We start from the raw sequence: 24702 nt of genomic DNA on the forward strand, positions 1-24702 counted from the left end.
GCCAGCCTGTGAGCGATTCCAACCCCACCCCCAGCCTATACGCCGCACGAGAACCGATCTTTCCAAGGCGCGTTTCTGGGCCATTTCGGAACCTGAAATGGATCATCCTTATCGTGACACTGGGCATTTACTATGTAACGCCTTGGATCAGATGGGATCGCGGCCCCAGCTTGCCGGATCAGGCCGTCCTGCTGGATTTGGCAAACCGACGCTTCTATTTCTTCTGGATCGAAATCTGGCCGCACGAGTTCTATTTCGTGGCGGGCCTGCTGATCATGGCGGGGCTGGGTCTGTTTCTATTCACATCTGCGCTGGGGCGGGTCTGGTGCGGGTATGCCTGCCCGCAAACGGTCTGGACTGACCTTTTCATTCTGGTCGAGCGCTGGATCGAAGGCGACAGAAACGCCCGTTTGCGCCTGCATCGTCAGGAAAAGCTGGATTTCCGCAAGGCTCGGCTCCGGTTGACGAAATGGGTGACCTGGTTCCTGATCGGCCTGGCCACCGGCGGTGCCTGGGTGTTTTATTTTGCGGATGCGCCGACGCTGCTCCGCGATATTGTGACGGGCAACGCGCATCCCGTCGCTTACACGACGATGCTGGTTCTGACTGGCACGACCTTCTTTTTCGGCGGGTTCGCCCGCGAACAGATTTGTATCTACGCGTGTCCTTGGCCGCGCATTCAGGCCGCGATGATGGATGAAGACACGCTGGTCGTGGGATACCGCGAATGGCGTGGTGAGCCGCGCGGCAAAGGCAAGCGGACAGCTGATTCCGAGTTGGGGGATTGCATCGACTGCATGGCCTGCGTGAATGTCTGCCCTGTCGGAATCGATATCCGCGATGGTCAGCAGCTTGAATGTATCACCTGTGCCCTGTGTATCGACGCGTGTGACGACATGATGGCCAAGATCGGCAAACCGCGCGGGCTGATCGATTATATGGCGCTCAGCGACGAGCCGCGTGAACGCTCGGGACAACCGCCCAAGAATGTCTGGAAACACATCTTCCGGCCCCGTACGATCCTGTACACCTCGTTGTGGTCACTGGTGGGGGTTGCGCTGCTGTTCGCCCTGTTCATTCGCTCTGACATCGATCTGACCGTAGCACCCGTGCGCAACCCGACCTTTGTCACCCTGTCGGATGGCACCATTCGAAACACCTATGACGTCAGGCTGCGCAACAAGCACGGTGAAGACCGCCTGTTCAAATTGTCTCTGGCGGGCGATCCGTCGATGCGATTGGAAATTGAGGGAACCAAGATAGATACTGTGAATGTCACGGCGGATACGGCACAATTGACCCGTGTATATATCGTGGCGTCCCGTGACAGCGGTCCGGCGGCAGCAGAAGCGACGCCAGTGCGGATCTGGGTCGAAGACCTCAGCAGCGGCGAACGTGCTTACAAAGACACCACGTTCAACGGACGGGGGAACTGATCATGGCCGAACGTAAATTCACCGGAAAGCACGCTCTGGCGGTGTTTGTCGGTGCCTTTGGCGTGATCATCGCGGTGAACCTCGTGCTGGCTTATAATGCGGTGAAGACGTTTCCGGGGCTGGAGGTCAAGAATTCCTACGTTGCCAGCCAGGAGTTCAACGATCGCCTGAAAGAGCAGCAGGCATTGGGCTGGACGGTTCGGGCAGAAACCAAAGGTGGCCTTCTGATCCTGCATATTACGGACGCGACCGGCGCGCCGGTTCAGGTCAGCGAATTGCAGGCGGTGGTTGGCCGCGCAACCCATGTGCGGGACGATTTCGCACCGGATTTCACCTTTGATGGCGCGGCCTATGCCACTCCGGCCACGCTGGGCAAGGGCAACTGGAATATCCGGCTGGTCGCGCGTGACGGCTATGGTGCCGAGTTTTCGCAGCGCGTTCCGCTGTATGTGAAAGGGTAGCCGATGACGGCGCAGCTTTCATCCGGTACGGCGGCCTGCCCGGGGTGTCTGGCAGCACCAGCAGAACCCGCGCGCCCGATTCCGGAAGATGTGCAGATTGCCTTGTCCTTGCCGGGCATCCACTGCTCGGCCTGTATCACGACGGTCGAACGTGAACTGAACGCCCATCCCGGTGTCGAAGACGCGCGGGTCAACCTGACTCTGAAACGGGCGATGATCAAAGCCGCGCCGGAAACCCGAGCGGCCGATCTGATCCCGGTGCTTGAACGGGCAGGTTTCGAAGCGCACGAGCTTGACCCCGGCGCTTTGTCGGCAACACAGGCGGACAAGGCGGGACGTGACCTGCTGATGCGACTGGCCGTCGCCGGGTTTGCTTCCATGAACGTGATGCTGTTGTCGGTGTCGGTCTGGTCCGGCGCAACAGACGCGACGCGCGACATGTTCCACTGGATTTCCGCTGCAATCGCGCTGCCCGCCATTGCCTTTTCGGCGCAACCGTTCTTTGCCAACGCTTGGAGCGCCCTGCGGGTGCGGCGGCTGAACATGGATGTGCCGATCACGCTGGCGATCCTGCTGGCGCTGGTCACATCCCTGTGGGAGACCGCACTGAGCGGAGAGCATGCCTATTTCGATGCCGCGCTGACCCTGACATTCTTCCTGCTGGCGGGCCGATATCTGGACTACCGCACCCGCGCCGCAGCCCGATCCGCGGCAGAAGAGCTTACCGCTCTGGAAGTGCCGCGCGCCATCCGCATCGTGGACGGGCTAGAGGCCGAAGTTGCGGTGGCCGATCTGAAGGTTGGTGATCTGATCCTTGTGCGCCCCGGTGGTCGAATGCCGGTGGACGGTCAGATTGTGTCTGGCCAATCCGAACTGGACCGTTCGCTGTTGACGGGGGAAACCCTGCCGGTGTTTGCCGAAGCCGGCCAGCTGGTCAGCGCGGGCGAGGTCAACCTGACAGGTCCACTAACCCTGCGCGCCACAGCAGTGGGTCAGGATACGTCGCTGCACCGGATGGCGGATCTGGTGGCCATCGCTGAATCGGGGCGGTCCCGCTATACCTCGCTGGCCGACAAGGCCGCCAAGCTTTATGCGCCCGGTGTCCACATCCTTTCGGCGCTCAGCTTTGTGGGGTGGTACATCTATTCGGGCGATTTGCGCACCGCTCTGAACATCGCCGCGGCGGTTCTGATCATCACCTGTCCCTGCGCCTTGGGTCTGGCTGTTCCGGCAGTGACCACCGCTGCCTCGGGCCGATTGTTCCGCAAGGGTATGCTGATCAAGCACGCAACCGCGCTCGAACGGTTGTCCGAGACCGACACCGTGGTGTTCGACAAGACGGGCACGCTGACCTCGGGTGCGCCGGAACTGGTCAATCTTGGCGATCACGCCCGCGCGCAGGTCGAGGTTGCGCTGGCCCTGACCGAGGCCTCTGCGCATCCCTTGTCCGTGTCATTGGCCAAAGCCGCGCGACAGGCCGGGATCAAGCCTGCAAATGTTCGGGACATAACCGAAGTGCCGGGATACGGCACCCAAGGGGAATACCGCGGTCAACGCGTTCGTTTGGGCCGGGCCGCATGGCTCGGCGCACAGCAGGGCGCGGAAACGTCTGCCTGGCTTGCAATTGGCGACGATGCGCCCTTGGCGTTCCGCTTCTCGGACGCGTTGCGCCCAGGCGCGGCCGAGGCGGTGGAAGCGTTGCGGGCGTCAGGCAAGCATGTGCTATTGATCTCGGGGGATTCGAAGGGCGCCGTGCAATCTTTGGCCGAGAAGCTGGGAATAACGGATTGGGTCGCCGAGGCTTTGCCGCAGGACAAGGCACAGCGCATTCAGGACCTCAGGGATCAGGGCCGCAAAGTTCTGATGGTGGGGGACGGCCTGAACGACACGGCTGCATTGGCGGCGGCACATGTGTCGATCTCTCCGGCCTCGGCGTTGGATGCGGCGCGGGTTGCCTCGGACATCGTTCTTCTGGGCAATGACCTTCTGCCCATTGCGGATGCCTGCGATACGGCCATCAAGGCCACCCGTCGCATCCGCGAGAACTTCCAGATCGCAACCGTTTACAACGTGATTGCCGTTCCGCTGGCCGTGATCGGACTGGCAACACCGCTGATCGCGGCCTTGGCGATGTCGACCTCGTCAATTACCGTATCGCTGAACGCATTGCGGCTGAGGTAACCCTGATGGAAGTGCTTGCCTATCTGATCCCGATATCCCTGTTTCTGGGGGGCGTTGGTCTGGTCGCCTTTATCTATACCGTTCGTTCCAATCAGTACGAAGACCCCGATGGCGACGCGCGCCGCATCCTGAGTGACGAGTGGGACGACAAACCCAAACCCTGACCAATTGCCCGATATGCGCAGAGTTCATCCAAGCGCCCTTGAAATTGCCGCAATGCCCGGCTATGTCCGGCCCATCCGCAAGCAGAGAGAACACGCCAAATGGCCACCACCAACCCGATCCAGTTCATTCAGCAAGTCCGTGCCGAAGTTTCCAAGGTCGTCTGGCCGACCCGGCGCGAAGTGCTGTTGACCACGGTCATGGTCTTCATCATGGCGGCGCTGACAGCTGTGTTTTTTGCTTTGGTCGATCTGGGTATCCGGGGCGGCCTTCAGCTGGTTCTGGGCGCTTTCGGCTAAGCCGGTTCAGGCGGGGGCAAATACGACTGCCCCTTGCACCTCGCGCGATGTCAGAGTAGGTGACGCATATTCGGAATGGGCGTGTGGCGATTCGGGCCGCGCGCCGCTTTTTATTCCGGATGACGTGACAGGAATTAAATGACGGGTGTGTCCGCAAGATGTGATGCCCCGAAGACAAACAAGGACGACAGGTTCATGGCGAAACGGTGGTACTCGGTCAGCGTTCTTTCGAATTTCGAAAAGAAGATCGCAGAGCAGATCCGCACGTCGGTGGCTGAACAGGGCCTTGAGAACGATATCGACGAAGTTCTGGTGCCCACCGAAGAGGTGATCGAAGTGCGCCGGGGCAAGAAGGTCACCACCGAACGCCGCTTTATGCCGGGTTACGTGCTGGTGCATATGGAAATGTCGGATCAGGGCTATCATCTGATCAACTCGATCAACCGCGTCACCGGTTTTCTGGGTCCGCAGGGTCGCCCGATGCCGATGCGCGACGCCGAGGTGAACCAGATCCTCAACCGCGTTCAGGAAGGCGAAGAAGCGCCCAAGCTGATGATCACCTTCGAGATCGGCGAAAAGGTCAAGGTCAACGACGGCCCGTTCGAGGATTTCGACGGCATGGTCGAAGGCGTGGACGACGAAGCGCAAAAGCTGAAGGTTTCGGTGTCGATTTTTGGCCGCGAAACCCCGGTCGAGCTGGACTTCACGCAGGTCACCAAGCAAAGCTAAGCGTTCTGCCAGAGAAATTCGAAACGCCGCGATGTCAAAGCATCGCGGTGTTTTCAGTTTCAGCCCTACACGGGCCGATACAGTTTTCAAATGGGCTTACTGCGACTGAACCATGGCTGCGCGCAAAAGCTGCGGGCGGTCGGTCTGGGATGGCAGGAAAACCGCCTGCGACCCGGAATCCAGCGCCGAAAGGCTTGCATCATACCACTGCATCGCAAGGTCGCGGCGCGCCTGGACACCAAAGCCTTCGCGCAGGTGGTGACCGACCAGTTCTCCGTATGCGGGTTCACCCATGGCAACCAGCATCAGCGCGGAGCCAACCGCGGTATCCATGTTGTCCTGACGATATCCCATCGCAAGGCAGACCTTGCTGGTCGCGGCAAGATCAGCAGGGCTTAGACCCGAATCCAAGGCAAGCTTGCGCACCTGGGTTTCAGCCTCTGATTTCGAGTTGATAGACAGCGCGTCAACTTGCGGTGCCAGCATGTCGCCATAGGCGGCGCACTGGGCTGCGACCTGATCGGGTGTAAGGCCCTGGATGTCCTGCATCAGTTCTTCACCCTGTGCCATCGCATAGCTGCGGGCAAGGCAGAATTGCTCGCTGAGCGCAAAGTCAGGATCGGACATGTTCGACAGGGTCGTATAGCCGCCATTGGTCGACGTTTGCAGCATGACCCCGCTGCACCGATTGGCCAGCGACGGGCCTCCGGTACCGCCGGAAAACAGGCTCGGCAGGCTGGCTGTCGTAGCTTCAGCGGCGCTTGTTGCGGGTTCGGCCTGTTGAGGCGTGATAACCGGGATGGCCGGGGCCTGGGTCTGAGGCGCCGCCGCCAAGGCAGAGCCGGTTTGCACCTGTTGCCGATAGGCCATCAAAAGCGGTTGACCCGAAAGCTGGGTTGCCGCCTGCCCACCGCTTGTCGCCCAGTAATAGGCCTGCATCAGAAAGTCATACTGATAGGGCTGGAAATCATAGCCATTCACAGGATAGCCCATAGACACCTGATAGCGTTCGATCGCCGACCGGGTCCCATGCCCGACCTGCCCATCGACACGCCCGGCATTATAGCCGAAATAGTTGAGCGCGGTCTGTGTCTGCGCCCCTTGCGAGGTGGACGGAATGCCTGACCGGTAGGTCTGGCTTGAAGACCGGGACTTTTTCTTTTGCTGGTCCTTGCCGATCGCGTATCCGACGACCCCGCCAACGACAGCACCGCCGATGAAGTCGCCCGCATCGGCCCTTGCGGTCTGGGGAACGGACGCCGCAAAAGACAGTGCGGCGACAAGCATAGTTAATAAACGAATAATCATGACGAACCTCCGAACAAATTTGTTTTCCCCGATTATAGCACAGCCACAGCATGGCGCGGTTATTTATGCTGCGCAAGGAACGAAGCCACAGCAATCTGTCGGTCGGGCGCCGGGTTCGCTCCGGTTTTTTCAAGCAAAATAAAACCTTAATATGGCGCGAAACCTCGTTTTACAGGCCGCCTGGGATTTCCTGGGTTTGACCGGAATGACCAGCAATTTCCCGCCATGGCGCGTCGACGCCGGTGTTTATCGATTTGAAACTCGATTCGGTGATCCCGAATTGAATGGCGGGCCACTTGCCAACCCCCATGATCCCCTGTAAACGCCGCCCCATCGTCTTCGGGCGAGATTCTCTCGTGGGAGGTTACCGGGATCGCGATCCCGGGCCGGACCACGCAACATAATCTGGGTGAGACGCGTTTCACCTTAGTTGAAAGGAAAACCAAATGGCCAAGAAGCTTGCTGGTACAATGAAACTGCAGGTTCCTGCAGGTCAGGCGAACCCGTCGCCGCCGGTTGGTCCGGCGCTGGGTCAGCGCGGCATCAACATCATGGAATTCTGCAAGGCGTTCAACGCCAAGACCGCAGATATGGAGCCCGGCGCGCCGTGCCCGACCGTGATCACCTACTATCAGGACAAGTCCTTCACCATGGACATCAAGACGCCGCCGGCGTCTTATTACCTGAAAAAAGCAGCTGGTCTGAAGCCGGTTGGCAAGCGGAACCGCCCTCGTGGAGCGGAGAATCCCGGTCGTGAAACGATCGCAACCGTGACCTCGAAGCAGGTTCGTGAAATCGCCGAAGCCAAAATGAAAGATCTGAACGCCAACGACATCGAAGGCGCAATGCAGATCATCCTGGGCTCGGCCCGCTCCATGGGCATCGAGGTGAAGTAAGATGGCAAAACTCGGTAAACGTACCCGCGCTGCGCGCGAAGCCGTCGCTGGCAAGGAAAACCTGTCGGTGGACGAAGCTGTTGCTCTGGTCAAAGCCAATGCAACTTCGAAATTCGACGAGACCATCGAAATCGCAATGAACCTGGGCGTTGACACCCGTCACGCAGACCAGATGGTGCGCGGCGTTGTCGGCCTGCCGAACGGCACAGGCAAAGACATGCGCGTTGCTGTGTTCGCACGTGGCGCGAAGGCTGACGAAGCGAAAGAAGCAGGCGCGGATATCGTTGGCGCAGAAGACCTGATGGAAACCATTCAGGGCGGCACCATCGAATTCGATCGTTGCATTGCAACCCCGGACATGATGCCGATCGTCGGTCGTCTGGGTAAGGTTCTGGGCCCCCGTAACCTGATGCCGAACCCCAAGGTTGGCACCGTGACCATGGATGTGAAAGCAGCCGTGGAAGCAGCCAAAGGCGGTGAAGTTCAGTTCAAGGCGGAAAAAGGCGGCGTTGTGCACGCAGGCGTTGGCAAAGCATCGTTCGATGACGCCAAGCTGGCCGAAAACATTCGCGCCTTCGTCTCGGCTGTTGCCCGGGCCAAGCCGTCGGGCGCCAAAGGCACCTACATGAAGAAAATCGCGCTGAGCTCGACCATGGGCCCCGGTGTGACCGTTGATGTGGCAGAAGCTTCGGGCGAATAAGCCTGATCCACGCCAAAGCAATGTTGCGGGCGGTCCAATCGGACCGCCCGTTTTCGATTAGCTGAACGGCAACGCGGTATGGCTGGCTGTTTCGCCGGTCAGGGTAAAGAAACTCCGGTCTTCAATGGGCGTCCATTTTCCTGTGCCCTTGTCCAGAGGTTCGGATGCAATGACCTTGCCGCCGTGGTCCAGCCCTTCCCCGAAATACAGGGACGGGCTGCGCTGGTCGCTGGAATATCGAAACGCATACAGGCTCTGTCCATCCGAAAAGGCGACGGCCATGCGATCCGGTTGCGTCCGATGACTGTCAAGCGCATCGATCTGACGCAGAGTTGCGACAACAGCGTCCTGCGGCGCATCATCCAGCCCGTTGGCCAGCAGCAGCAGAAACAGAAGCTCTGAATCCGTCGACCCGCGCCGCGCCGCATAAAGCTCGTCCGGCAGTGAGGATTCTAGCCGTCTGCGCAAACGCCCGAACTCACCGATCTGACCATTGTGCATGAAGGACCATTTGCCAAATGTAAAAGGGTGGCAGTTTGCGCGCGACACTTCGCCGAATGTCGACGCGCGGACATGGGCCAGAAACAGCGAGGATTTTATCATCCTGCAAAGATCGACCAGGTTACCATCCGACCACGCGGGCAGGACATCCCTGTACAGGCCGGGACGATCCTGATCCGCGTACCAGGCCATACCGAAGCCATCGCCATTGACGGCAAGCTTTGCCTCGGCCGCATGCTGGCTTTGCTCCAGCAATGAATGCTGGGGCCGGATGACGATGTTTTCAAGCGGAATACTTGGTCCGCAATAGGCGGCAATTCTACACATTTTTTCTGCTTCGTCTTGTTTCTGAGAAAAATTGTCGGGTTATAGTCTTGAAGTTGGAACAATGTCACGAACTATTTTGCGCTCAACCCTGTAATTCGACCTAATCAATTGCTCGTCAGCGCAATGGATCTTGTTGTTTTGGTCATCCCTTGTTGCGTTTGATTTATCACAATTTACCTCTTGGAAACCCCGGCCATCTGTCCTAAGTAGACCTGCGGAATAAAGCGTGCGATTCGTCGTGCGCTTTATTTTGTTTCGTCCAAGACGGTGGGTGGTGCCATATGGCCCCTTAATTCCCTGCCTGAGACGGGTAAGACCAAAGAATTCTGAGGGTCCCACCCTCGGGCGAATTTTGGCCAATCCCGTAACAACGGACCTGAACGCCGGGGCGCAAGCCGCGGCAAATATGAGCCGGGGTGAGATCTCACCCCTAACTTGGAGAGAACTGTGGATAGAGCCCAGAAAGAGAAAGTGGTCGAGGAACTCGGCCAAATCTTCGAAAGCTCTGGCGTCGTAGTGGTTGCTCACTACGCCGGTCTGACAGTTGCCGAGATGCAGGACCTTCGCGCACGTGCCCGTGACGCGGGTGGCTCCGTGCGTGTTGCCAAGAACAGGCTCGCCAAAATCGCCCTCGAGGGTAAGCCGTGTGCAAGCATGGCCGACCTGCTGACAGGGATGACCGTTCTTACCTATTCCGAGGACCCCGTGGCAGCAGCCAAGGTGGCCGAGGACTTCGCCAAGGATAACAAGAAATTTGAAATCCTCGGCGGTGCTATGGGCGAGAACGCTCTGGACCGCAAAGGCGTTGAAGCCGTTTCGAAAATGCCGTCTCGCGAGGAGCTTATTGCTTCGATCGTGGGCTGCATTGGCGCACCTGCTTCGAACATCGCCGGCGCGATTGGCGCACCTGCAAGCAATATCGCAAGCATCCTTTCCACCATCGAAGAGAAGGCGGAAGCTGCGTAAGCGGTTGGCACTGAATGATCTGCGTAGGGTACCTACCCTGACGTTGGAACACACATTGTAAACGGAAAGAGCTGATAAAATGGCTGATCTGAAAGCACTCGCAGAAAGCATCGTGGGTCTGACCCTGCTGGAAGCACAAGAACTGAAAACCATCCTCAAAGACGAATACGGCATCGAGCCCGCAGCTGGCGGCGCCGTAATGGTCGCAGCAGCTGGTGGCGACGCCGGTGGCGCAGCTGAGGAAGAAAAAACCGAATTCGACGTCGTTCTGAAGAACGCCGGCGCTTCGAAAATCAACGTGATCAAAGAAGTTCGCGGCATCACCGGTCTGGGCCTGAAAGAAGCCAAGGAACTGGTCGAAGCTGGCGGCAAGATCAAAGAAGGCGTGTCGAAAGACGAAGCCGAAGACGTCAAAGCCAAGCTGGAAGCAGCTGGCGCCGAAGTCGAGCTGGCCTAAGCCTGGTCTCAGGCGCATCGCTGATGCGCCGAAAATTTTGGCTGGATCCGGAGAAATCCGGGTCCAGCCGAACCTGTCTTAGAAAGGGCCTCACAGAATGGGGCGTTTTCTAAGACACGGTTTTCGGATCGGGAGGCCGCCTTCGGGACGGTGGCCACGAATTGATCCGGACGTGTTGTCTCGATTGTGCAAGATGCCGGGGCCCGACGGTGTCTTTGCCCGCTGAGAACATCGAAAGGTGACATCTGACATGGCTCAAACGTTCCTTGGCCAGAAACGTCTTCGTAAATATTACGGCAAAATCCGCGAAGTGCTGGAGATGCCGAACCTCATTGAGGTACAGAAATCTTCTTATGATCTTTTCCTGCGCTCCGGCGATGCAGAACAGCCCACAGACGGCGAAGGCATCAAAGGCGTGTTCCAGTCGGTTTTCCCGATCAAGGATTTCAACGAAACCTCCGTTCTGGAGTTCGTGAAATACGATCTGGAAAAACCCAAATACGATGTCGAAGAGTGCATGCAGCGTGACATGACCTACAGCGCACCGCTGAAGGTTACCCTGCGCCTGATCGTGTTCGATGTCGATGAGGACACCGGCGCGAAATCGGTAAAAGACATCAAGGAACAGGATGTCTTCATGGGCGATATGCCCCTGATGACCCCGAACGGCACCTTTGTCGTCAACGGCACCGAGCGTGTGATCGTCTCCCAGATGCACCGTTCGCCCGGCGTGTTCTTTGATCACGACAAGGGTAAAACCCATTCCTCGGGCAAGCTGCTGTTTGCCTGCCGCATCATCCCGTATCGCGGCAGCTGGCTGGACTTCGAGTTCGACGCCAAGGATATCGTGTTCGCCCGTATCGACCGCCGCCGCAAACTACCTGTGACAACCCTGCTTTATGCGCTGGGTATGGATCAGGAAGCGATCATGGACGCGTATTACAACACCGTTTCCTACAAGCTGGAAAAGAAGAAGGGCTGGGTCACGCCGTTCTTCCCCGAGCGTGTTCGCGGCACCCGTCCGACCTATGACCTGATCGACGCGAAATCAGGTGAGGTGATTGCCGAGGCAGGCAAGAAAGTCACCCCGCGCGCGGTCAAGAAGCTGATCGACGAGGGCACTGTCACCGAACTGCTGGTTCCGTTCGATCACATCGTTGGCAAGTTTGTCGCCAAAGACATCATCAACGAAGAAAACGGCGCGATCTATGTCGAAGCCGGTGACGAACTGACGCTGGAATATGACAAGGATGGCGACCTGATCGGCGGTACCGCGAAGGAACTGATCGACGCGGGCATCACCGATATCCCGGTTCTCGACATCGACAACGTCAATGTTGGTCCCTACATGCGCAACACCATGGCCGCAGATAAGAATATGGGCCGTGAAACCGCGCTCATGGATATCTACCGCGTCATGCGTCCGGGTGAGCCGCCCACCGTCGAAGCGGCGTCGGCCCTGTTCGACACCCTGTTCTTCGACAGCGAGCGGTATGACCTGTCCGCTGTTGGCCGCGTGAAGATGAACATGCGCCTGGCTCTGGACGCACCGGATACCCTGCGCACCCTGCGCCGCGAAGACATCGTGGCCTGCGTCAAGGCTCTGGTCGAGCTGCGCGATGGCAAGGGCGACGTGGACGACATCGACCACCTCGGCAACCGTCGTGTGCGTTCGGTCGGCGAACTGATGGAAAACCAGTACCGCGTCGGTCTGCTGCGCATGGAGCGCGCGATCAAAGAGCGTATGTCGTCGGTCGAGATCGACACCGTCATGCCGCAGGACCTGATCAACGCGAAACCGGCTGCTGCTGCTGTGCGCGAATTCTTCGGCTCGTCGCAGCTGTCGCAGTTCATGGACCAGACCAACCCGCTGTCGGAAGTCACCCACAAACGCCGTCTCTCGGCGCTTGGCCCCGGTGGTCTGACGCGTGAACGTGCGGGCTTTGAAGTGCGCGACGTGCACCCGACCCACTATGGCCGGATGTGCCCGATTGAAACGCCGGAAGGTCCGAACATCGGTCTGATCAACTCGCTGGCCACCTTTGCTCGCGTGAACAAGTATGGCTTCATCGAAACACCTTACCGCGTCGTCAAGAACGCCGAGGTGACTGATGAGGTTCACTACATGTCCGCGACCGAGGAAATGCGTCATACCGTGGCGCAGGCGAACGCGACGCTGGACAAGAACGGCAAGTTCATCAATGATCTGGTTTCGACCCGTCAGGCAGGCGACTACACCCTTGCCCCGCGCGAGAATGTGGACCTGATCGACGTGTCGCCGAAGCAGCTGGTCTCGGTTGCTGCATCGCTGATCCCGTTCCTTGAAAATGACGACGCAAACCGCGCTCTGATGGGCTCGAACATGCAACGTCAGGCGGTTCCGCTGCTGCGGGCCGAGGCACCGCTGGTCGGGACGGGCATCGAGGAAAAGGTTGCGATCGACTCGGGTGCTGCGATCCAGGCGAAACGCGCCGGTATCATCGACCAGGTCGATGCCCAGCGTATCGTTATCCGCGCCACCGAGGATCTGGAACTGGGCGACGCTGGCGTTGACATCTATCGTCTGCGCAAATTCCAGCGTTCGAACCAGAACACCTGCATCAACCAGCGTCCGCTGATCAAGGTGGGTGACACCGTCCAGAAGGGCGAGGTCATTGCCGACGGTCCGTCGACCGATATGGGTGAACTGGCCCTTGGCAAGAACGTGGTCGTCGCGTTCATGCCGTGGAACGGCTACAACTACGAAGACTCGATCCTGATCTCGGAACGTATCGCGCGTGATGACGTCTTTACCTCGGTCCATATCGAGGAATTCGAAGTCGCCGCCCGTGACACCAAGCTGGGCCCGGAAGAGATCACCCGCGACATCCCCAACGTCGGTGAAGAAGCGCTGCGCAACCTCGACGAGGCGGGCATCGTTTACATCGGTGCGGATGTCGAGCCGGGCGATATTCTGGTCGGCAAGATCACTCCGAAGGGCGAAAGCCCGATGACCCCGGAAGAAAAGCTGCTGCGCGCCATCTTTGGCGAAAAAGCATCGGACGTGCGCGACACCTCGCTGCGCGTGAAGCCGGGCGATTACGGTACGGTCGTCGAGGTGCGCGTCTTCAACCGTCACGGCGTCGAGAAAGACGAGCGTGCGCTGCAGATCGAGCGTGAGGAAGTCGAACGTCTGGCCCGTGACCGGGACGACGAGCTGGCGATCCTTGACCGCAACATCTATGCGCGTCTGCAAGGTCTGATCCTGGGTAAAACTGCGGTCAAAGGCCCGAAAGGTGTCAAGGCAGGGTCGGTGATCACCGAGGAGCTGCTGGACACCCTGACCCGTGGTCAATGGTGGCAGCTGGCTCTGGAAGACGAGCAGGACGCACAGATCGTCGAGGCCCTGAACGAGCAGTACGAAGTGCAAAAGCGCGCTCTGGACGCCCGTTTCGAGGATAAGGTCGAGAAGGTCCGCCGTGGCGACGACCTGCCGCCGGGTGTGATGAAGATGGTCAAAGTCTTCATTGCCGTAAAGCGCAAGTTGCAGCCGGGCGACAAGATGGCCGGTCGTCACGGGAACAAGGGTGTGATTTCCAAGGTTGTTCCGATGGAAGACATGCCGTTCCTGGCCGATGGTACGCCGGTCGACTTCTGTCTGAACCCGCTGGGTGTGCCTTCGCGTATGAACGTTGGTCAGATCCTTGAAACCCACATGGGGTGGGCCGCGCGCGGTCTGGGTCTGAACATCGATGAGGCTCTGGGTGAGTACCGCCGGTCCGGCGACCTGACCCCGGTGCGCGAGGCGATGAAGCTGGCCTATGGCGAAGATGTCTACGAAGAAGGCATTACCGGCATGGACGAGGAGACGCTGGTCGAAGCAGCGGGCAACGTGACCCGCGGTGTTCCGATCGCAACCCCCGTCTTTGACGGTGCCAAAGAGGCTGACGTCAACGACGCGCTGGTGCGTGCGGGCTTCTCGCAAAGCGGTCAGTCGATCCTGTTCGACGGTCGTACGGGTGAGCAATTTGCGCGTCCGGTCACCGTGGGCATCAAGTACCTACTCAAACTGCACCACCTTGTGGACGACAAGATCCACGCGCGTTCGACCGGGCCCTATAGCCTGGTGACCCAGCAGCCGCTGGGTGGTAAGGCGCAGTTCGGTGGCCAGCGCTTTGGTGAGATGGAAGTCTGGGCTCTGGAAGCTTACGGCGCCGCCTACACCCTACAAGAGATGCTGACGGTGAAATCGGATGACGTCGCCGGTCGGACCAAGGTCTATGAGTCGATCGTCAAGGGCGAGGATAACTTTGAAGCGGGCGTACCGGAATCGTTCAACGTTCTGGTGAAAGAAGTCCGCGGCCTCGGCCTGAATATGGAACTCCTGGATGCGGAGGTTGAGGAGTAAGGGCCTCAGCCCTTCCTCCCGTCCCCCCTTCCGCAAAATTTGAGGTATCAAAATGAACCAGGAAATCACCAACAACCCGTTCAACCCGCTGACGCCCCCGAAGGTCTTTGACGAAATCAAAGTCTCGCTGGCGTCGCCCGAACGGATCCTGTCTTGGTCCTATGGTGAGATCAAGAAACCCGAAACCATCAACTACCGGACGTTCAAGCCTGAACGTGACGGTCTGTTCTGTGCACGTATCTTTGGCCCGATCAAAGATTACGAATGTCTGTGCGGCAAATATAAACGGATGAAGTATCGCGGCGTTGTCTGCGAAAAATGCGGCGTGGAAGTCACCCTGCAAAAAGTCCGACGCGAGCGTATGGGCCACATCGAACTGGCCGCGCCCGTTGCACACATCTGGTTCCTGAAATCGCTGCCGTCCCGCATCGGTCTGATGCTGGACATGACGCTGCGCGATCTGGAACGCGTTCTGTACTTTGAAAACTACGTCGTTATCGAGCCCGGTCTGACCGACCTGACCTACGGCCAGATGCTGACCGAAGAAGAGTACATGGACGCGCAGGATGCCTTTGGCATGGACGCGTTCACCGCCAATATCGGTGCCGAAGCCATCCGTGAGATGCTGGCCCAGATCGATCTGGAAGCCGAAGCCGAGCAGCTGCGCGCTGATCTGGCCGAAGCCACAGGCGAACTGAAGCCCAAGAAGATCATCAAGCGTCTGAAGGTTGTTGAATCCTTCCTCGAGTCGGGCAACCGTCCCGAATGGATGGTCATGACCGTGATCCCGGTCATCCCGCCGGAACTGCGCCCACTGGTTCCGCTGGATGGTGGCCGCTTTGCGACCTCGGATCTGAACGATCTGTATCGTCGCGTGATCAACCGGAACAACCGCCTCAAGCGTCTGATCGAACTGCGTGCGCCTGACATCATCGTCCGCAACGAAAAGCGGATGTTGCAGGAATCCGTGGACGCTCTGTTTGACAACGGCCGTCGTGGCCGCGTGATCACCGGCGCCAACAAGCGCCCGCTGAAATCGCTGTCGGACATGCTGAAAGGCAAGCAGGGCCGCTTCCGTCAGAACCTTCTGGGGAAACGCGTCGACTTCTCGGGCCGTTCGGTCATCGTGACCGGTCCGGAACTCAAGCTGCACCAGTGTGGTCTGCCCAAGAAGATGGCGCTGGAGCTGTTCAAGCCGTTCATCTACTCGCGCCTTGAAGCCAAGGGTCTGTCTTCGACCGTGAAACAGGCGAAGAAACTGGTCGAGAAAGAGCGTCCCGAAGTTTGGGATATCCTCGACGAGGTGATCCGCGAACACCCTGTCATGCTGAACCGTGCGCCGACGCTGCACCGTCTTGGCATTCAGGCGTTCGAACCGGTTCTGATCGAAGGCAAAGCCATTCAGCTGCACCCGCTGGTCTGTTCGGCCTTCAACGCCGACTTCGACGGCGACCAGATGGCCGTTCACGTCCCGCTGAGCCTTGAGGCACAGCTGGAAGCCCGCGTACTGATGATGTCGACGAACAACGTTCTGTCGCCTGCAAACGGCGCGCCGATTATCGTTCCGTCGCAGGACATGATCCTGGGCCTGTACTATGTGTCGCTGGAACGTGCGGGCATGCCGGGCGAAGGCAAGGTCTTTGGTTCGATCGACGAAGTTCAGCACGCGCTGGACGCGGGTGAGGTGCATCTGCACACCAAAATCACCGCGCGGATCACGCAGATCGACGAAGAAGGCAACGAAGTTCAGAAGCGCTATGAAACCACTCCGGGCCGTCTGCGTCTGGGGGCCCTGCTGCCGATGAACAACAAGGCGCCGTTCGATCTGGTCAACCGCCTGCTGCGGAAGAAAGAAGTGCAGCAGGTGATCGACACCGTCTACCGCTACTGCGGTCAGAAAGAGTCGGTTATCTTCTGTGACCAGATCATGTCGATGGGCTTCAAAGAAGCGTTCAGGGCGGGCATCTCGTTCGGCAAGGACGACATGGTCATTCCTGATGACAAGTGGGGCATCGTTGATGACACCCGCGATCAGGTGAAAGATTTCGAACAGCAGTACATGGACGGCCTGATCACTCAGGGCGAAAAGTACAACAAGGTTGTCGATGCCTGGTCGAAGTGTAACGACCGCGTGACCGAAGCGATGATGAGCACCATCTCGAACGTCGCCAAGGCCGAAGACGGGTCGGACATGGAGCCGAACTCGGTTTACATGATGGCTCACTCCGGTGCGCGGGGCCCGGTCACTCAGATGAAACAGCTGGGCGGTATGCGGGGCCTGATGGCCAAGCCGAACGGTGACATCATCGAGACGCCGATCATCTCGAACTTCAAGGAAGGTCTGACCGTTCTTGAATACTTCAACTCGACCCACGGTGCCCGTAAAGGTCTGTCGGATACCGCTCTGAAAACCGCGAACTCGGGTTACCTGACCCGTCGTCTGGTGGACGTGGCACAGGACTGCATCGTTCGCGAGATCGACTGCGGCACTGAACGCGCGATCACGGCCGAAGCTGCGGTCAACGATGGTGAAGTTGTCGCCTCGCTGGCCGAACGTATCCTGGGTCGTGTGGCAGCCGATGACATCCTGCGTCCGGGCACGGAAGAGGTGCTTGTTGCGGCTGGTCAGCTGATCGACGAACGGATGGCAGACATCATCGATGAGGCTGGCGTTCAGTCGACCCGTATCCGCTCGCCTCTGACCTGCGAGTCTGAGGAAGGCGTCTGTGCCACCTGTTACGGTCGTGACCTTGCTCGCGGTACCATGGTGAACACGGGTGAGGCTGTCGGCATCATCGCCGCCCAGTCCATCGGTGAACCCGGTACACAGCTGACGATGCGGACTTTCCACATCGGCGGTGTTGCGCAAGGTGGTCAGCAGTCGTTCCAGGAAGCAAGCCAAGCCGGCAACGTATCCTTCGAGAACCCGCAGATCCTGGTGAATGCCGCAGGCGAAAGTCTCGTCATGGGCCGGAACATGAAGCTGGTGATCAAGGACGATCACGGCGAAGAGCGTGCCAACCACAAGCTGGGCTACGGCTCCAAGCTGTTCGTCAAGGAAGGCGCGAAAGTGTCCCGTGGCGACAAGCTGTTCGAATGGGATCCCTACACCCTGCCGATCATCGCCGAGAAAGCCGGTACCACCAAATACGTCGACCTGGTTTCGGGCCTTGCCGTCCGTGACGAGACCGACGAAGCAACAGGCATGACCCAGAAGATCGTGATTGACTGGCGCGCGGCCCCCCGTGGCAGCGACCTGAAGCCCGAGATCATTCTGGTCGGTGACGATGGCGAACCGGTCCGCAACGATGCGGGCAACCCGGTTCACTATCCGATGTCGGTGGATGCGATCCTGTCGGTCGAAGATGGCCAGAAGATCGAAGCCGGTGACGTTGTTGCGCGTATTCCGCGTGAAGGTGCCAAGACCAAGGACATCACCGGTGGTCTGCCGCGTGTGGCCGAACTGTTCGAAGCCCGCCGTCCGAAAGATCACGCGATCATCGCAGAAGCCGATGGTTACGTGCGCTTTGGCCGCGACTACAAGAACAAGCGCCGCATCACCATCGAACCGGCTGACGAGTCACTGGAGCCCATCGAGTACATGGTACCCAAGGGCAAGCACATCCCTGTTGTCGAAGGCGACTTCGTACAGAAGGGCGACTACATCATGGACGGTAACCCGGCTCCGCATGACATCCTGTCCATCATGGGTGTCGAGGCGCTGGCGAACTACATGATCGACGAAGTGCAGGATGTGTATCGTCTGCAAGGCGTGAAGATCAACGACAAGCACATCGAAGTCATCGTGCGCCAGATGCTGCAGAAGTGGGAGATCCTGGATTCAGGCGACACCACCCTGCTGAAAGGCGAACATGTCGACAAGCAGGAGTTCGACGCAGCCAACGAAAAGACCATCGCTCGCGGTGGTCGTCCGGCACAGGGCGAGCCGATCCTTCTGGGGATCACCAAGGCCTCGCTGCAAACGCGTTCGTTCATCTCGGCCGCGTCGTTCCAGGAAACCACCCGCGTACTGACCGAAGCGTCCGTGCAGGGCAAAAAGGACAAGCTGGTCGGCCTGAAAGAGAACGTCATCGTTGGTCGCTTGATCCCCGCCGGTACCGGTGGGGCCACACAGGCCGTCCGCCACATCGCGCAGTCGCGCGACAATGTGGTGATCGAAGCCCGCCGGGAAGAGGCCGAAGCGGCCGCTGCCCTGGCTGCGCCGATCATGGATGATGATCTGGTCGGGGATGAGCTGGATGTTCTGGTGGAAACACCCGAAAGCCGCGAGTAATCGCCCGATTGACAAGTTAAGGAAGGCCCCGCGATTTCGCGGGGCCTTTTGTTTTTGCAGGGTTGAAACGCGCGCCACACTTAGGGCAGTTCCAGACCACTGGCATATCGCGCTTGCTGTATGAGACCTGCAATAACAGCAGGGTTTTTCTGATTTAGGCTAAACTGTGCTACCATCCGTCTCGAATTCACACAGGTGACGGGGGTGGATGATGAGAGCTGTCACAAAGCTGTCGCGCGTATTTTCGGTTTTCGGTCTCGGCCTGATGGCCGCCTGCACGGATTATGCCTATGTGGGGATGCCGCCGGGCCAGCCATCGCGTGAGATCGTGATCCCGAACGGCACGACGCGCTTGATCCCGATATCCGGCTCGATCGTCGGGCTGGCTTATGATGAGCCGAGAAGGCGGATCTTTCTGCGCAATCTTCCCGGTACCCAGCTACAGGAGCTTGACCGAAATGGCCGTGTCCTGCGTACCTTTGCGGCACAGCGGGTTCCGGCCGGATGCGGTGGCATCACACCTGACGAGTTCCCCATAAAGGAATGCGGGCTGGCCATTCGGGGCAGCGACGGCCATCTGTTCCTCGACCATCCAAACGGGGTGATGATCGCGGAACTGACCCGCGACGGGCAATTCGTGCGCAACATAACCCTTAGCCAGCCACAGGGGCCGATTGGCGGGCTGGCCTTTGATGAAACGACCGGCACGCTTTATGTGCTGTTCATCCGAAATCGCCTGATCGCCGAGGTGGATTTGAACGGCACGGTCCTAAGGACGATCCGCGCGACCAATCCATCGGTCGGCGCAGCGGTGCAGATCGAACGCTTTGGCCTTGGCATCAACTCCAAACGCCGCGAGCTTTATGTTGCGCTTCAGAACGGCAACCAGCTTGGCGTTCTGGACATGTCCGGTGGGTTGATTGCAACGCACACGCTCAGCGCCGGGGTGGCTGTGGAAGGTATCGGAGGCGGTCGGGTATCCGGTCTTTGATACGGGCACAGCGGGCGGTTTCGACACGCTCCGCACGCGTCAGAGCGCAATTCTTGCGTTGATCTGATTTGATGCGTTGACAGGCGGCTGTCCGATTGGGCCAATGGCCCGATCACTCTGCGCAGGGCCATATCTGACATGAACCCAAACACCAAAGGTGCCTTGCTGATGATGGGCAGCATGGCGGCCTTCACTCTGAACGACACTTTGGTCAAGGTCGCGCTTCGGGAACTGCCTTTGTTCCAACTGGTGGCCATGCGGGGCGTACTGGCCGTTTTCCTTGTCTACGGTCTTGCCCGCTATCTGGGGGCGCTGCACCTCAATTTCTCAAACCACGACCGGTGGCTGGTTGCGCTGCGCAGCCTGGCCGAACTGTCGGCCACCTTCTTTTTCCTGACAGCGCTCAAGAACATGCCGCTTGCCAATGTGACGGCCATTCTGCAGGCGCTGCCCCTGACCGTGACGCTGGGCGCGGCGCTGGTCTTTTCCGAACAGGTCGGCTGGCGGCGCATATTGGCGATTGCCATTGGTTTTGGCGGCATGGTTCTGATCGTCAGACCCGGTCCTGACGGCTTCAGCCTGTATTCCATCTACGCGCTGATCGCAGTGGCTTCGATCACGGTTCGCGATCTGGTGACGCGACGCATGTCGCCCCAAGTTCCTTCAATGGTGGTGACACTGGCGACGTCTCTTTCCATCACGGTGGCCGCCGCGATTGCTTCGGTGTTCGAAGGATGGGTTCCGGTTTCCGGCGCTGCGGGTTCTTTGGTTGCAGCGGCGGCCGTGTTCGTCCTGATGGGCTATCTGTTCAGCGTCATTGTCATGCGTCAGGGCGATGTCGGGTTCATCGCGCCGTTTCGCTATTCCAGCCTGATCTGGGCCCTGGGGTTGGGCTGGGCCGTATTCGATGAATGGCCCGACGGCCTGACCATGCTGGGTGCGACACTGATCGTGGCCGCCGGACTGTTTACGCTGTTCCGGGAACGCGCGCGTCGGGAAGCGGCGTGAACCTGCGTGACAAAGCTCTGAACACTGGTCATCCGAAGGCGAAACCCGGCCTCCGGTTTCGGGTTCAGCTTAACATTGGCGCTTCTGGTGCAGGGCGGTTTTATGAACCCGGTTGAGCCTGCGCACCCATATAGGCACGGCCCGGATCAGCCAATTTCCGGGCAACCGGTATCGTGCTGTTGACACTCGGGCCGACTCCCCCTATTACGCGCGTCATCTCGGTGCCGGGGGCCGCCCCATAGCCGATTCCAGTAATGAGCTGGTCAAGGCCCGGACAATTTTGCAGTTCGCGCCCTCTGAGAAACAACCGCGACGTTCACCTCGGAATGGGAACGCTCGTGGGTTTTGCGCTTGTGGACGCATCAGCGCAGCGAAGTTAGCCGCACGCCAGTTGCGTGCATGTCATGTGTGTTGCAAACGGGGAAGAAACCGGAATGCCAACTATTCAACAGCTGATCCGCAAACCGCGGCAGCCCAAAGTAAAACGCTCGAAGTCCATGCACCTGGAGCAGTGCCCGCAGAAACGCGGCGTCTGCACACGTGTTTACACCACCACACCGAAGAAACCGAACTCGGCTATGCGTAAGGTTGCCAAAGTGCGCCTGACCAACGGGTTCGAGGTCATCTCGTACATCCCCGGTGAAAGCCACAACCTTCAGGAACACTCGGTTGTTCTGATCCGTGGCGGCCGTGTGAAAGACCTTCCCGGTGTGCGTTACCACATCCTGCGCGGTGTTCTGGATACTCAGGGCGTCAAAGACCGTAAGCAACGCCGTTCGAAATACGGCGCGAAGCGTCCCAAGTAAGAAGGAGAGGCTGATATGTCACGTCGTCACGCCGCCGAAAAACGCGAAGTCCTGCCTGACGCCAAGTTTGGCGATAAGGTTCTGACCAAATTCATGAACAACCTGATGATCGACGGCAAGAAGTCGGTCGCCGAGCGCATCGTCTACAACGCCTTTGACCGCGTCGAAAGCAAGATCAAGCGCGCGCCCGTCGAAGTGTTCCACGAAGCACTCGACAACATCAAACCGTCGGTCGAGGTTCGCTCGCGCCGGGTTGGTGGTGCAACCTATCAGGTTCCGGTCGAAGTCCGCCCCGAGCGCCGCGAAGCACTGGCCATCCGCTGGCTGATCACCGCTGCGCGCGGCCGCAATGAAAACACCATGGAAGAACGCCTCGCCGGTGAGCTGCTGGACGCTGTACAGTCCCGCGGTACCGCCGTGAAGAAGCGCGAAGACACCCACAAGATGGCCGAGGCGAACAAAGCCTTCAGCCATTACCGTTGGTAATCCCAGAGGCTTATCCAAATGGCACGCGAATATCCGCTCGAACTATACCGTAACTTCGGTATCATGGCGCACATCGACGCAGGTAAGACCACCTGCTCGGAGCGTATCCTGTATTACACTGGTAAATCCCACAACATCGGTGAGGTGCACGATGGTGCAGCCACCATGGACTGGATGGAGCAGGAGCAGGAACGCGGCATCACCATCACTTCGGCTGCAACTACCACCTTCTGGGAACGCACCGAAGACGGTCAGAATGCTGACACGCCTAAGCACCGCCTGAACATCATCGACACCCCCGGCCACGTTGACTTCACCATCGAAGTTGAACGCTCGCTGGCGGTTCTCGACGGTGCCGTCTGCGTTCTGGACGCAAACGCCGGTGTTGAACCCCAGACCGAAACCGTGTGGCGTCAGGCTGACCGCTACAAGGTTCCGCGTATGGTTTTCGTCAACAAGATGGACAAGATCGGCGCAGACTTCTTCAACTGCGTTCGCATGATCGAAGACCGCACCGGCGCACGTGCTGTTCCGGTTGGTATTCCGATCGGTGCCGAAACCGAGCTGGAAGGCCTGGTTGACCTCGTCACCATGGAAGAGTGGCTGTGGCAGGGCGAAGACCTTGGTGCAAGCTGGGTCAAAGCTCCGATCCGTGACAGCCTGAAAGACATGGCTGACGAATGGCGCGGCAAGATGATCGAAGCGGCCGTCGAAGAAGACGACGACGCGATGATGGCCTATCTGGAAGGCGAAGAGCCCGACGTTCCGACCCTGCGCAAACTGCTGCGCAAAGGCACGCTGGCGCTGCATTTCGTTCCGGTTCTGGGTGGCTCGGCGTTCAAGAACAAAGGCGTTCAGCCGCTGCTCAACGCTGTGATCGACTACCTGCCCAGCCCGCTGGACGTTGTTGATTACATGGGCTTCAAACCCGGCGACGAGGAAGAAGTTCGTAACATCGCACGTCGTGCCGATGACGACATGGCCTTCTCGGGTCTGGCGTTCAAAATCATGAACGACCCCTTCGTCGGTTCGCTGACCTTCACCCGCGTTTACTCGGGCACCATGCAGAAGGGCGACTCGATCCTGAACTCGACCAAAGGCAAGAAAGAGCGCATCGGTCGTATGATGATGATGCACTCCAACAACCGGGAAGAGATCGAAGAAGCGTTTGCAGGCGACATCATCGCGCTGGCGGGTCTGAAAGACACCACCACCGGTGACACCCTCTGCGATCCGAAGGATCCGGTGGTTCTGGAAACCATGACCTTCCCCGATCCGGTGATCGAGATCGCGGTCGAGCCCAAAACCAAGGGCGACCAGGAAAAGATGTCTCAGGGTCTGGCCCGTCTGGCCGCCGAAGACCCGTCCTTCCGCGTGGAAACCGACCTGGAATCGGGTCAGACCATCATGAAGGGCATGGGCGAACTTCACCTGGACATCCTGGTGGACCGTCTCAAGCGCGAGTTCAAGGTCGAAGCCAACATCGGTGCGCCTCAGGTGGCTTATCGTGAAACCATCTCGATGCCGGTCGAACACACCTACACCCACAAGAAACAGTCGGGTGGTTCGGGTCAGTTCGCTGAAGTCAAGCTGGAGATCCAGCCCACCGAGGCAGGCGAAGGTTACTCGTTCGAAAGCCGCATCGTTGGTGGTGCCGTTCCGAAGGAATACATCCCCGGTGTTGAAAAAGGCATCAACTCGGTCATGGACAGCGGCCCTCTGGCTGGCTTCCCGGTGATCGACTTCAAGGTTGCCCTGCTGGACGGTAAGTTCCACGACGTCGACTCGAGCGTTCTGGCATTCGAAATCGCGGCCCGTATGTGTATGCGTGAAGGCATGCGCAAAGCTGGCGCGAAGCTGCTGGAACCGATCATGAAGGTCGAAGTGATCACCCCGGAAGAATACACCGGCGGTATCATCGGTGACCTGACTTCGCGTCGGGGCCAGGTGTCGGGTCAGGAATCCCGCGGCAACGCAATCGCGATCGACGCGTTTGTTCCGCTGGCGAACATGTTCGGCTACATCAACACCCTGCGTTCGATGTCGTCGGGCCGTGCCCAGTTCACCATGCAGTTCGACCACTACGATCCGGTTCCGCAGAACATCTCGGACGAGATCCAGGCGAAATACGCATAAGCGACGATTTGAGGGAGCGCCGTTCCGGGGCTCCCTTCATTACAGAAAAAGGAGGCCATCATGGCAAAGGAAAAGTTTGAGCGTACAAAACCGCACGTCAACATCGGCACGATTGGGCATGTTGACCACGGCAAGACGACGCTGACCGCAGCGATCACCAAGTATTTCGGT

The 24702-nt window shown here is 58.9% G+C and carries 21 protein-coding genes; 19 read left to right on the forward strand and 2 right to left on the reverse strand.

All coding sequences use genetic code 11. The features are described 5' to 3' along the window. Positions 1-8: 8 nt before the first annotated feature. From ccoG to nusG, 6 genes are all read left to right on the forward strand, one after another. Complete coding sequence (gene ccoG, locus ACR0BK_RS18195) at positions 9-1436, forward strand: cytochrome c oxidase accessory protein CcoG (protein WP_480555827.1); 1428 nt, start codon at positions 9-11, stop codon at positions 1434-1436. A 2-nt stretch (positions 1437-1438) separates the two neighbouring features. Next, a complete protein-coding gene (locus ACR0BK_RS18200) occupies positions 1439-1897 on the forward strand; it encodes a FixH family protein (protein WP_480555828.1) in 459 nt (152 codons plus the stop codon). A gap of 3 nt (positions 1898-1900) precedes the next feature. After that, positions 1901-4078: a heavy metal translocating P-type ATPase gene (locus tag ACR0BK_RS18205; RefSeq protein WP_480474072.1), complete on the forward strand. Its 2178-nt coding sequence runs from the start codon at positions 1901-1903 to the stop codon at positions 4076-4078. A gap of 5 nt (positions 4079-4083) precedes the next feature. Then, positions 4084-4242: a cbb3-type cytochrome oxidase assembly protein CcoS gene (ccoS, locus tag ACR0BK_RS18210; RefSeq protein ID WP_209507770.1), complete on the forward strand. Its 159-nt coding sequence runs from the start codon at positions 4084-4086 to the stop codon at positions 4240-4242. 99 nt (positions 4243-4341) lie between these two features. Further along, the gene (secE, locus tag ACR0BK_RS18215) at positions 4342-4539 is read left to right on the forward strand and encodes a preprotein translocase subunit SecE (protein ID WP_480474071.1); all 198 of its coding nucleotides are present in this window, start codon (positions 4342-4344) and stop codon (positions 4537-4539) included. Positions 4540-4734: 195 nt separating this feature from the next. After that, complete coding sequence (gene nusG / locus ACR0BK_RS18220) at positions 4735-5268, forward strand: transcription termination/antitermination protein NusG (protein WP_209507773.1); 534 nt, start codon at positions 4735-4737, stop codon at positions 5266-5268. 96 nt (positions 5269-5364) lie between these two features. Here nusG and ACR0BK_RS18225 read toward each other — a convergent pair whose 3' ends face one another. Beyond that, positions 5365-6576, reverse strand: a complete 1212-nt coding sequence (locus ACR0BK_RS18225) for a peptidoglycan-binding domain-containing protein (protein WP_480474070.1) — start codon at positions 6574-6576, stop codon at positions 5365-5367. Between the two features lie 151 nt (positions 6577-6727). Between ACR0BK_RS18225 and ACR0BK_RS18230 the strand changes: the two genes are divergently transcribed. From ACR0BK_RS18230 to rplA, 3 genes are all read left to right on the forward strand, one after another. Beyond that, on the forward strand, positions 6728-6898 hold the full coding sequence (locus ACR0BK_RS18230; RefSeq protein WP_480555829.1) for a hypothetical protein: 171 nt from the start codon (positions 6728-6730) through the stop codon (positions 6896-6898). Between the two features lie 124 nt (positions 6899-7022). Further along, the gene (gene rplK, locus ACR0BK_RS18235) at positions 7023-7472 is read left to right on the forward strand and encodes a 50S ribosomal protein L11 (RefSeq protein ID WP_480474069.1); all 450 of its coding nucleotides are present in this window, start codon (positions 7023-7025) and stop codon (positions 7470-7472) included. A 1-nt stretch (position 7473) separates the two neighbouring features. Next, positions 7474-8172: a 50S ribosomal protein L1 gene (rplA, locus tag ACR0BK_RS18240; RefSeq protein ID WP_480474068.1), complete on the forward strand. Its 699-nt coding sequence runs from the start codon at positions 7474-7476 to the stop codon at positions 8170-8172. Between the two features lie 57 nt (positions 8173-8229). Here rplA and ACR0BK_RS18245 read toward each other — a convergent pair whose 3' ends face one another. Beyond that, entirely contained in the window at positions 8230-9000 is a 771-nt protein-coding gene (locus tag ACR0BK_RS18245) for a class II glutamine amidotransferase (RefSeq protein WP_480520914.1), read from the reverse strand. Positions 9001-9447: 447 nt separating this feature from the next. On the opposite strand from ACR0BK_RS18245, the gene rplJ reads away from it, so the two are divergent. The 10 genes from rplJ to ACR0BK_RS18295 form a co-directional block, all read left to right on the forward strand. Continuing rightward, entirely contained in the window at positions 9448-9966 is a 519-nt protein-coding gene (gene rplJ / locus ACR0BK_RS18250; RefSeq protein WP_209507785.1) for a 50S ribosomal protein L10, read from the forward strand. 79 nt (positions 9967-10045) lie between these two features. After that, complete coding sequence (rplL, locus tag ACR0BK_RS18255) at positions 10046-10423, forward strand: 50S ribosomal protein L7/L12 (protein WP_209507787.1); 378 nt, start codon at positions 10046-10048, stop codon at positions 10421-10423. Between the two features lie 250 nt (positions 10424-10673). Continuing rightward, the gene (gene rpoB / locus ACR0BK_RS18260; protein ID WP_480520912.1) at positions 10674-14810 is read left to right on the forward strand and encodes a DNA-directed RNA polymerase subunit beta; all 4137 of its coding nucleotides are present in this window, start codon (positions 10674-10676) and stop codon (positions 14808-14810) included. A 52-nt stretch (positions 14811-14862) separates the two neighbouring features. Further along, positions 14863-19104: a DNA-directed RNA polymerase subunit beta' gene (rpoC, locus tag ACR0BK_RS18265; protein ID WP_480555830.1), complete on the forward strand. Its 4242-nt coding sequence runs from the start codon at positions 14863-14865 to the stop codon at positions 19102-19104. 211 nt (positions 19105-19315) lie between these two features. Next, positions 19316-20095, forward strand: a complete 780-nt coding sequence (locus ACR0BK_RS18270) for an SdiA-regulated/phytase-like domain-containing protein (protein ID WP_209598267.1) — start codon at positions 19316-19318, stop codon at positions 20093-20095. Between the two features lie 138 nt (positions 20096-20233). Continuing rightward, positions 20234-21103 carry a DMT family transporter gene (locus ACR0BK_RS18275; RefSeq protein WP_480555831.1) on the forward strand — a complete coding sequence of 290 codons (870 nt, stop codon included), beginning with the start codon at positions 20234-20236 and terminating at the stop codon, positions 21101-21103. A 434-nt stretch (positions 21104-21537) separates the two neighbouring features. Beyond that, positions 21538-21909, forward strand: a complete 372-nt coding sequence (gene rpsL, locus ACR0BK_RS18280) for a 30S ribosomal protein S12 (protein ID WP_005621086.1) — start codon at positions 21538-21540, stop codon at positions 21907-21909. A 15-nt stretch (positions 21910-21924) separates the two neighbouring features. Then, entirely contained in the window at positions 21925-22395 is a 471-nt protein-coding gene (gene rpsG, locus ACR0BK_RS18285) for a 30S ribosomal protein S7 (protein WP_093964348.1), read from the forward strand. Positions 22396-22413: 18 nt separating this feature from the next. After that, positions 22414-24531 (forward strand): elongation factor G, encoded by a 2118-nt coding sequence (gene fusA, locus ACR0BK_RS18290; protein ID WP_480474062.1) that lies wholly within the window; start codon positions 22414-22416, stop codon positions 24529-24531. Positions 24532-24591: 60 nt separating this feature from the next. Then, on the forward strand, positions 24592-24702 hold a 111-nt coding region (locus tag ACR0BK_RS18295; protein ID WP_170744588.1), incomplete at its 3' end, for a GTP-binding protein.

The organism is Ruegeria sp. AF1 (assembly GCF_056542125.1).